The sequence below is a fragment of the Staphylococcus pettenkoferi genome (assembly GCF_002902685.1).
GTDB lineage: Bacteria > Bacillota > Bacilli > Staphylococcales > Staphylococcaceae > Staphylococcus > Staphylococcus pettenkoferi.
The window spans coordinates 1-9,452 of record NZ_PPRN01000049.1 but is presented as its reverse complement, the minus strand read 5'-3'; the positions used below and the strand labels follow the sequence as shown (position 1 = coordinate 9,452).

The following is a 9,452-nucleotide window of genomic DNA, read 5'->3' as shown; positions in this document are numbered from 1 at the left end:
ATTCATGAAAGCGCTTGTGCAGTGTACAATATTGTGGTATATTTTTAACTGAAAATGGTTATCATTATCACGAATCGAAACCATTACTTCAAACCAACGCAACATATTTTACATAGAAGGGATAGGGACATAGAGCGATGAAAAGAATCTTATTACCAATCATCTTAGTCGCTGTACTCGTGCTCACTGCAGCTTGTGGTAACGGCGGAGACAAATCAGGCTCTAAAGACGGTAAGAATGGCAAGCTTGTCATTTACAACGGTCAACATAAGAGCGCTACATCTGCTTTAATCAAAGCATTTGAGAAAGACACTGGCATCAAGGTTGAAGAACGTGACGGTAAGAGTAACGAGCTTGCTCACCAAATCGTTGAAGAAGGTAAGAACTCTCCTGCTGACTTAATCTACACAGAAGAATCTTCACCTCAAATCATGTTAGATAATAAAGGTTTACTTGCGAAGATCGACAAAGACGTTAGCAAACCAATCGATTCTAAATACAAATCTAAAGACGATACTTGGACAGGATTACTTGCACGTTCAAGAGTTGTAGCTTACAACAAAGACAAGATCTCTGAAAGTGAACTTCCTAAATCAGTGAAAGACTTAACTGATTCTAAATGGAAAGACAAATTCGCTTTCCAACCTACAAGCGGTGCGTTCCAAGCGCAACTTTCAGCAATGATTAAACTTGAAGGTAAAGACGCAGCGAAAGAATGGTTAGAAGGCATCAAGAAGAATGGTAAGACTTACAAAGACAACAAACGTGCGCTTCAAGCTGTTGAGAACGGCGATATTCCATTTGCGTTGATCAACAACTACTACTGGGATAGACAAGCAGCTGAGAAAGGTAAAGACAACTTAAACTCTCGTCTATACTTCTTCGGTAACCATGACTTAGGTGACATGTTAACTGTAGCAAGTGTAGGTGTTGTGAAATCAAGCAAACATAAAGAAGAAGCTGAAAAATTCGTTAAATTTGCAACTAGTAAAAAAGGTCAACAAATCTTAACTGATAAGAGTAAACAATATCCTTTAAACAAAGAAGCAAATACTAAAGGTATGAAACCATTCTCTGAGTTGAAACCACCAGAAGGTACACAAGATTTAGGTAAATACGCTGACGGTAAAGAAGCAGTGAACTTACTTAAAGAAGAAGGTTTACTATAATAATGAATAGTAATACACAAGGACGTCTTTTTCGAGGAAGAAATTCTAAGAACGGGAGACGTCCTGTTCTTCTGTATATCATTATTTTATTTCTCGCTTTACTGTTCTTGTTACCGGTGGCTTATGTCTTTATCAAAGCTAAAGAAATTGGTTGGCAAGCTTCTTTAGACTTGCTCTTGCGTCCACGCATGTTCCATCTCTTGTGGAATACCATTAAATTAAGCTTCTTCGTCACATTAGTGAGTGTCTTGATTGGAACGACGACTGCTCTTATCGTTGAGCGGACGAATGTGCGTGGTGGTAAACTCCTAAACGCGCTCATCACTTTACCGTTCGTCGTTCCAGCCTTTGTGGCAAGCTATAGTTGGATTTCTGTCGCACCATCCCTAGAAGGGTTCAAAGGTGCACTCCTTGTCCTTTCGTTATCCAGTTATCCACTCGTGCATCTGCCCGTCGTAGCTGCGTTAAAAGGGCTCGACCCAGCGCTTGAAGAAACATCACGTTCCCTAGGTCGGAGTAAATTCACAACGTTCGTACGGATTACGTTACCTCAGTTGAAACCAGCTATCGTGGGTGGAGGTATCTTGATTGCACTCCACATGCTTGCTGAATTTGGGGCGCTGGCGTTTTTAAACTATGAAACCTTTACGACAGCGATTTTTGACCAATATGATGTTGCCTTCAATAGCTCGGCTGCGGCAATGATGACGCTCGTGTTGCTCATGTTGTGCTTGGTGATTATTTTTATCCAAAGGTTGATTATCGGCAATAAGTCATTCACATCACGTCGTTCAGGTCGCAGTAGCCAACAGTATAAAGCGCGTTTGAATATCTTCGGTCGTGGCCTCGCGTACTTATTTATCGCGATCTTGAGTATCTTGTCCGTAGGTGTTCCGGTCACAACGATCATCTACTGGGCGATTTATGGTAACTCTACGTACTTTGACTTAGATGAAATTATCCATACGTTACTCTCTACTTTGAGACTCGGTCTTGAAGGCTCAGTCGTTACTGTGATCGTCGCGCTACCGATTGTCTATGCGGTTGTGCGTTATCGTGGTTGGGCGAGTAAAGTCGCAAACAACTTGCCATTTCTCATTCACAGCTTGCCAGGGCTCGTGATTGGTCTCACGCTCGTGTTCTTCGCGATTCGTTATCTCAACCCGCTCTATCAAACGGTGACACTATTACTCATCGGCTATGTCATCCTATACCTGCCGTTAGCTCAGTCCTCTATCCGAACGTCGATGGAACAGATTCCGCCAAGTTTGGAAGAGGTAGGCCGGTCTTTAGGTAAAAGGCCTATAACTAACTTTTTCAAAATTACCTTGCCGCTACTCACACCAGGTATCGGCTCAGGTTTAGCCTTAGTGTTTCTCGAAGTGATGAAAGAACTCACTTCAACCTTACTCTTACGTCCAGTAGGCATCGACACCCTCTCGACGAAGATTTGGGAATTTACCAATGAACTTGAATACGGTGCCTCAGCGCCGTACGCCTTATTACTCATCGTCTTCTCAGGATTACCTGTGTATTTATTAACGATGAAATCCTTTACTGATTGGAAGCGAGTGAAGACTGTTGAACACGAAATTACAAGTCAAACAACTAAGTAAACAATTTGGTAATGTGCACGCTTTACGCGATATCACGATAGATGTCAAAGAAGGCGACATGTTAGCCGTGCTCGGGGAATCCGGATGTGGTAAGACGACGTTACTGCGCTCGATCGCCGGATTTGAAGATCCCGATCATGGTGAGATTAAGATTGATGGCGAAGTCGTCTTTGATGCGAAGACGAATGTCGCACCGGATAAGCGTAAGATCGGCTACGTGCCACAAGAGGGGATGCTGTTCCCACATCTCAATGTGAAACAGAACATCGCTTTTGGATTGACGCGTAAAGAACGTAAGTCGAACCGTGTCCAAGAGATGCTTGCACTCGTGAACATGCAAGGCTATGAGAACCGTATGCCTAACGAGTTGTCAGGTGGACAACAACAACGTATCGCATTAGCCCGTGCACTTGCGCCAAACCCGAAACTCGTGCTGTTAGACGAACCGTTTAGTGCTTTAGATGCCGGTTTGAGAACGACATTACGTGCAGAAGTGAAACGCATGTTGAAACGTGTTAATGCGACGTCAATCTTCGTAACACACGATCAAGAAGAAGCGCTGTCTATGGCAGATTCAACAATGATTCTCGTAGAAGGTCGCAATATTCAAGAAGGCACACCTACGACGATTTATTACTATCCTAATTGTAAAAAGATCGCGGACTTCGTCGGCGATGCAGTCTATTTAGATGGCCATATTGAAGGTGATTACTTCAAAGGAAGTATGGGTCATCTTGAAATTAATGAAGTGTCTCAATCTGAAGGTTCAGAAGTTAAGGTCATGATTCGTCCAGAACAGCTGGAAATTAGTGACGATAACACTGGAATTGAAGCAACGGTACAAGATACGGATTTCTTCGGACATGATTCACTAGTCTATTTAGATATTAAAGGAATAGGTCGAGTGAAGACACGTATTCTAGGTGCTTGTCAGTACGAAGTAGGGGACAAAGTTCACGTGAAGATTAATGGTAAGGCTCAAGTGATTGAAACAACGGTATAATATATAAATCGAACCCACTCACGCAGTCGAGTAGATATGCGCGAGTGGGTTTTCTCATGATTAGCGTGAAAGTGTGTAGTAGTGGGCTTTGTAGCTCGTGGGTCAGAGTGCGGGTTGTCTGCAGGAAGAGTCCCGGACGTCTAAATGAGTGCGAGGATTGAGTGAATTATTATGGTGTGACAACGCTGTAACTCAGTCATACTTGACTTGATAATGATCTGCATGTACTAATCGTGTCTTCCGTTCAATACCATAATCTTCTACCATACCTACTTCACCGATTTTGAGATAACAAATCACTTTCGCTTTAAATTTCACTTTTTCATTCATCAAGGCTTCAACGTCTTTTAATAATCTACGTCGTTCTATAAGCCAAATGTGGGAAACGAAAATACCGTTAATATACACTTGAGTTAAGAGAATACGTAAGTTACGGATATAGTTATTATTTGAGGTGCTGCTGTAGCGTAGGACATAGTCAGTTACATAACCAGTAACGATGACGGTCTTATGCTTCAAGGGGCGTAGTTGATTGCGCATGATGAGGACCTCCGAGGGTAGTCTAAGATGATGTATTTTATATTATTATAGCAAGATGACATTCAAATAGTGAGCAATAATATGGATAGTGGGTAAATTTATATATTTTAAGATGTGCGGATAGAGTGAAAAATTAAAAAGCGTAGGTGTGACCACACAATGTGAACGTCAGCCTACGCTTAAACATATTAATTATCTTTTTTCATACCTTCACGCCAAGTGTTATAAATCAATTTACCACCTTGCGCTTTGAACTTCTCGTTCGAAACGCCACGTTCATAATCAGCGGCAGGTTGAATATTCATTTTAGGATTCACACCTAACATGTCAGCAAACCACTCAGCCCACTTGCCACCAGTCACTGGTTCGTCATCTGCAACATTGTAGATACCACTATCGAAGTTGAGCGCTTGAATCGCAGTTTCGACCGCGTCATCGAGATGAATGAAAGATTGTTCGCCATCTGACATCGTCACTTCGCCATCGATAAATTGATTGTAAATCATGCCACCTTCGCCGAACCATGTACCAGGACCATAGAGATAGCCGTAACGTAAGATGACGTGATGAGGTATTTCTTGGGTTTGTGATTCTAAACCTTCCACGCCATCCACTGTCACTTTGCGATCGCCTTCAGAGTTATAATCGAGCGGCGTTTCTTCAGTAGCTAGCCCTTCACCGGGGGCGTACGTAAACGCGATGCTTTGCGCTTGCATATGTTCGACACCATGTTGTTGCGCAGCTTTGACGAGATTTTTCGTACCTTCAACTCGCACGCGCGTATTCGCCGACATATCTACAGCTTTCAAATCTGTCAGTTCGTTAATGATAATCTCAGGTTGAAAGTCACTGATTGCTTCTTCTACATCTTCATAGTTAAAGATATCTCCGATGTAACCTTTCACTTCTTGATTTTCGAGTTTCTTTTTACCATGGTTAGAAGTCGTAAAGCCTGCAACCTCATGGCCTTCCTCAACGAGACGACGTGTTAAACGTGTGCCAATGAGACCCGTTGCGCCTGTAACGAATATCTTACTCATTATCATCATCCTTTAGTTAAAAATTGAAGATTTCAGTATAGAGGTTGGAGTTTATTAAAGAAATAACTTTGCACTTTGCTATCTACCATTTATAGAACTGAGATAAACTTGTATAATAGCAATTAAGAATGTAAGCGAGTACATGAATGGGAAGAAGGTGAAATGATGGAACGAGTGAGTGGAATAGATGAGTGGATGGAAAGTACGGAATACTTTCACTATATCGAGCAGATGATTGAGCGTAATTTCAAACAACAGTACGGGTTGAGTTTGAGAGAGTTCTGCGTGCTTTATAATTTGTATAAACAACCGGAAAAGCGCTGTAAGATTAACGATTTGATTCAATCAGTGCGTTTGAGCCAAAGTGCGATGTCTCGTTTAGTCAATCGACTCGAACGTGGGGAGACGCCTTACGTTTGTCGTAATGAGTGTGCAGAAGATCAGCGTGCGACGATTATCTGTTTGACGGATAAGGGCATTGAAGTTGCCGAACGGATGATGCAACAATTTCGTAAGTTATTGGATAAGGTAGATTTCGATAATATTGATATGTTGTTGACTGCGACGAAAGCGTCGTTGGGGAAAGAATAGGGCGAAATTTTGTAGCGTTGATACAACAATTTGGGACACAGGCGAAGCGCTTAATGTAATGAGGTGCTAGTTAGAGATTAAATAACGATGAGGGAAGGTGAATGTTCTGGACGGCAGTGTGATTAAAGTCATTATTATATTTGTGAGTGTACTCATTGGCTCAATTTTAGCGAATAAAGTGATTAAGGCTAAAAACATTACGAGTAGACCTAAGATTATGTTGATTTCAGGTGGAATGGGTGCTGGATTTGCAATTCTTCTATATATCATCGTATTGATGATAAGCAGCTTATTTCAATAATCTCAGAGATCGACCCCCAATTACGCAAAATACGTAATTGGGGGCATAATGATGCTTATATTATTTCCCGGGTGATAATTACCACAAATTAATCCGTCGTTGCGCCTTTCGAAGCGGAGTTCACTAAGCGTGCGTATTTATAAAGTGCGCCTTTGGAAACTTTTAATTCTGGCGCTTTCCATTTCGCTTTGCGACGTTCTAATTCTTCATCTGAAACATCGAAGTCGATGAGATGGTTCTCGGCATCGATGGTAATGATATCGTCTTCTTCAAGCCATGCCATAGGGCCGCCGACTTGTGCTTCTGGCGCTGCATGTCCGATGACGAGACCATGGGAACCACCAGAGAAACGACCATCTGTTAGTAATCCAACCGATTCGCCTAAGCCTTTTCCAACAAGAATAGAGGAAGCGGAAAGCATTTCAGGCATACCTGGACCTCCTTTAGGCCCCGCATAACGAATGACGACGATATCGCCAGGATGGATGCGGTCGTTCAGAATTGCGTTGGTCGCTGCTTCTTCGGTATCAAAGACCTTCGCTGGCCCTTTAATGTAAGTTTCGCTTAGACCGGAAATCTTCGCCACAGCACCCTCTGGAGCAAGATTACCTTTCAAGACCACGAGTGGACCTGTCGGATATTGTGGATTGTCGTAATCGATGATTTTACCGTCGTCGGAAAGATCTGGCGCTTCAGCTAAGTTCTCCGCAACCGTTTGACCAGTGACGGTCATGCAATCACCGTGAATCAAGCCGTGTTGGTACAAGACTTTCATCACACCAGGAACGCCGCCATAGTCATTCAAGTCTGCCATGACATACTGACCGCTCGGACGTAAACCAGCGATGTGAGGCACACGAGCACGCACCTCTTCGAAATCATCTAATGACAGATCGACATCCATCGAATGTGCAATCGCGAGCAGGTGAAGAATCGCATTCGTTGAACCGCCCAACGCCATCGCAACAGTAATTGCATTCTCAAACGCGGGCTTTGTCATAATATCTTCCGGATAAATACCACGTTCGAGCAAGCGATACACGGCCTGACCTGCAGCACGACTATCTTTAGATTTATCTGCAGAAACAGCAGGATGTGATGCACTTCCTGGTAAACTCATACCAAGCGCCTCAATTGCAGACGCCATCGTATTCGCAGTGAACATACCGCCACATGACCCTGCGCCAGGACAAGCAGAACATTCAATTTGATTTAAGCGATCGTCATCAATTTCTCCATTATTGTACTGACCTACACCTTCAAATGTAGAAACGGCATCTAATTTCTGACCTTCCAAATTTCCAGGTAACGTCGTACCGCCATAGACGAAGACGGCAGGTAAGTTGAGACGCGCGATACCCATCATGCAACCTGGCATATTTTTATCACAACCCCCAATCGCGACCACGCCATCGAGGTTCTCCGCATTTACGACAGACTCGATGGAATCGGCAATCAGTTCACGACTCGGCAGGGAGTAACGCATGCCCGGCGTCCCCATCGAAATGCCATCGGATACCGTAATCGTATTGAAGATGAGCGGATTCGCACCCATTTCACCGATACCATGCTTCACATCACGCGCCAGACCGTCGATATGTACGTTACATGGCGTGACCTCACTCCACGTACTCGCCACACCAATCATTGGATTCTGGAAATCCTCATCCTCAAATCCAAGCGCGCGTAAGTAAGAACGATTCGGCGTCCGACTCACCCCTTCGCTGATAACCTTGCTTTGAATGCGCAAATCTTGATTCTGTGATTGATGGTTTGAAGCCATCCAATTCCCCCTTGTTTGAATAGATTAATATTGCATTTTTGCATATCAATGCATTTTTCATATAGTTAAAAGTAAAGTTGTTTGAATTTTTAAAATAGAATGAATTACTAGGATAAAGTGAATCGGGTGAGCTGTCAATGGATGGGTAGTCCGCAACAAATTGTAGAGAAGATGCTCTATCAACACGAATTGTATGGTCATCAACGTTTCATGGCTCAAATTGACTTTGGCGGCGTACCTTTCGATAAAATTATGAAAAACATTGAGCTAATTGGTGAACAAATTATTCCAAGTGTGAAACAACATTTGGAATCTAAATAGGAAGATGCATGAAGAAAGAGCAATTCTTGCCTAAATGGTAGGGATTGCTCTTATTTGTAAATGTGATGATGTTGTTAAAAAGTGATTTATTATGGTCGAATGTGCGCTATTGCTCTAGATGATGTGTCACATGTTCAGCGATATAGGAGGGAAGGTTTGGATTGCCGAATTGCTTAAAGTATTCCTTGAAACGCGGATCTTGTTCATAACCTTGGGCAATCATGATGAGCACCTCATCTGAGAAATCGGCATGTTCGCACATAACATCTTTCCATTCCTCAACTATAGTTCGCGTCTCGTTGAATGGTGCTTGTTGCTCAGTTAAGGCATTGAACTTTTCAAACACGTTATCCATTCTGCGTTGCACCTCCTCGAAATCAGCGTTTGAACGTGAGGCAAAGCGTTCTTGATAACTTTGGTAGTCGGGTGTCTCTCCATATTTAATTTCTGCTTCTTTAGTGTATTGGTCTTGAAGCGGTTGCTTAAAGATATCCAAGTTGATGAGAGGCGCACCTTTTAAGAATTCCGTTAGATGATGGTTTAACTTCTTCAATTCCTCGATTTTTGCGAGTAGCTGTTCTTGATAAGTTGTTAGCGCTTCTCTTAACTCCTTGTCCTCGAGTTTCATCATTTCTTCAATATCTTTAAGCGGCACACCCAGTCCTTTTAGAAAGAGAATCTTCTGCAACTCAATCAAATCTTGCTGACTATACATACGATATTGATTCTCCGCACGATGAGACGGTGACAATAACCCGATTTCATCATAATAGTGAAGCGTGCGTTTCGTAATTCCAGTAATCTGTGTGACCTCTTTCATACTATAATATTGTGTCATTTACGATGACCTCCATTGTATAAGTTTGCGAATTCTCTTTGGCCAAATTGTTTAAAAGTACTTTATTAACTCTAACTTTAAGTTAAAGGATAACGTAACGTGAGGGTCAAGGGGGAGTTAGGAGGTTTATAAAAAAGATGAATTGTAAAGATTTAAGTTTATTAACTGTAGAAAGGTAGCGAATAAACTTGCACAAAAATAAATTACTATTAAATGCAAGAGGTAAAAGATTATTTAACCTATATAATCA

Annotated in this window: 9 protein-coding genes and 1 pseudogene; 6 read left to right on the top strand and 4 right to left on the bottom strand. The window is 42.3% G+C overall.

Features of this window, described 5'->3' with window-relative positions:
• Nucleotides 1-137: 137 nt before the first annotated feature.
• Genes CD126_RS09110 through CD126_RS09100 form a run of 3 tightly spaced genes read left to right on the top strand, consistent with a single transcriptional unit; the run spans nt 138 to nt 3,788 of the window.
• Nucleotides 138-1,169: an extracellular solute-binding protein gene (locus CD126_RS09110; protein WP_053092824.1), complete on the top strand. Its 1,032-nt coding sequence runs from the start codon at nt 138-140 to the stop codon at nt 1,167-1,169.
• A gap of 2 nt (nt 1,170-1,171) precedes the next feature.
• A complete protein-coding gene (locus CD126_RS09105; RefSeq protein WP_049405048.1) occupies nt 1,172-2,785 on the top strand; it encodes an ABC transporter permease in 1,614 nt (537 codons plus the stop codon).
• Nucleotides 2,751-3,788, top strand: a complete 1,038-nt coding sequence (locus tag CD126_RS09100; protein WP_049405050.1) for an ABC transporter ATP-binding protein — start codon at nt 2,751-2,753, stop codon at nt 3,786-3,788. Before CD126_RS09105 ends, CD126_RS09100 begins: the two co-directional genes overlap by 35 nt.
• Before the next feature lie 192 nt (nt 3,789-3,980).
• Here the strand turns inward: CD126_RS09100 and CD126_RS09095 are convergent, their stop codons facing one another.
• Nucleotides 3,981-4,328 carry a hypothetical protein gene (locus CD126_RS09095; RefSeq protein WP_049405052.1) on the bottom strand — a complete coding sequence of 116 codons (348 nt, stop codon included), beginning with the start codon at nt 4,326-4,328 and terminating at the stop codon, nt 3,981-3,983.
• A gap of 188 nt (nt 4,329-4,516) precedes the next feature.
• A complete protein-coding gene (locus tag CD126_RS09090; protein ID WP_103370363.1) occupies nt 4,517-5,368 on the bottom strand; it encodes an NAD-dependent epimerase/dehydratase family protein in 852 nt (283 codons plus the stop codon).
• A gap of 165 nt (nt 5,369-5,533) precedes the next feature.
• Here CD126_RS09090 and CD126_RS09085 point away from each other — a divergent pair, with 165 nt between their 5' ends.
• Nucleotides 5,534-5,959: a MarR family winged helix-turn-helix transcriptional regulator gene (locus CD126_RS09085; protein ID WP_002472313.1), complete on the top strand. Its 426-nt coding sequence runs from the start codon at nt 5,534-5,536 to the stop codon at nt 5,957-5,959.
• A gap of 97 nt (nt 5,960-6,056) precedes the next feature.
• A complete protein-coding gene (locus tag CD126_RS09080) occupies nt 6,057-6,260 on the top strand; it encodes a hypothetical protein (protein ID WP_049405054.1) in 204 nt (67 codons plus the stop codon).
• An 88-nt stretch (nt 6,261-6,348) separates the two neighbouring features.
• Here the strand turns inward: CD126_RS09080 and ilvD are convergent, their stop codons facing one another.
• A complete protein-coding gene (gene ilvD, locus CD126_RS09075) occupies nt 6,349-8,043 on the bottom strand; it encodes a dihydroxy-acid dehydratase (RefSeq protein WP_049405057.1) in 1,695 nt (564 codons plus the stop codon).
• 141 nt (nt 8,044-8,184) lie between these two features.
• Between ilvD and CD126_RS09070 the strand changes: the two are divergent.
• Nucleotides 8,185-8,364, top strand: a pseudogene (locus CD126_RS09070) (LLM class flavin-dependent oxidoreductase); the annotation flags it as partial.
• Nucleotides 8,365-8,470: 106 nt separating this feature from the next.
• Here the strand turns inward: CD126_RS09070 and CD126_RS09065 are convergent.
• On the bottom strand, nt 8,471-9,202 hold the full coding sequence (locus CD126_RS09065; RefSeq protein WP_103370362.1) for a MerR family transcriptional regulator: 732 nt from the start codon (nt 9,200-9,202) through the stop codon (nt 8,471-8,473).
• Between the last annotated feature and the right edge of the window lie 250 nt (nt 9,203-9,452).